We start from the raw sequence: 481 nt of genomic DNA, 5'->3' as shown, positions 1-481 counted from the left end.
TTGTTTGCCCATCACCACCTGATGGGTGGCACTGGTGACAAAACCGTACTTCAGCTCCGGATTGGCTTTGGACGTGGCCACCGCGTTATCCAGCAGTGAGAGCATCTCGGTCGAGGTTTTGCTCTCTTTGTTGTGCACCACACCCAGCGACGCATCCGCCGCGGCCATGCCGGTCGGGTCAGGGTTGACCACCTGAATGGCGTTGATGAGGCCATCGGCCACCAGACGCAGCTCGCTCTCATCCAGGTTGGGCAAAATCAAACCGAACTCATCGGTGGAGATGCGCGCAATGGTGGCGTTTGGCGTGGTGACGGTGGCTTTGAGCTGCGCGGCCAAATCACGCACCATGCCGTCGCCCGCTTCGTAGCCTTTCTCTTCGTAGAGCTCTTTGATGAACTGCGCCTGCAAAATGGCCACGCCGCCCACGGCGTTCTCGCTCAGCCAGCCATTGAGCTGGTTCATGTAGTACGCGCGGTTACCC

Annotated in this window: 1 protein-coding gene; it reads right to left on the bottom strand. The window is 59.5% G+C overall.

Going from position 1 to position 481, the window contains the following annotated elements:
* A partial coding sequence (locus tag JIG40_RS02610; protein WP_199464713.1) for a GGDEF domain-containing protein occupies window positions 1–481 on the bottom strand: 481 nt, incomplete at both ends.

The organism is Vibrio sp. bablab_jr001, assembly GCF_016464285.1.
GTDB lineage: Bacteria > Pseudomonadota > Gammaproteobacteria > Enterobacterales > Vibrionaceae > Vibrio > Vibrio fluvialis.
This window is presented reverse-complemented; position numbering and strand designations above follow the sequence as displayed.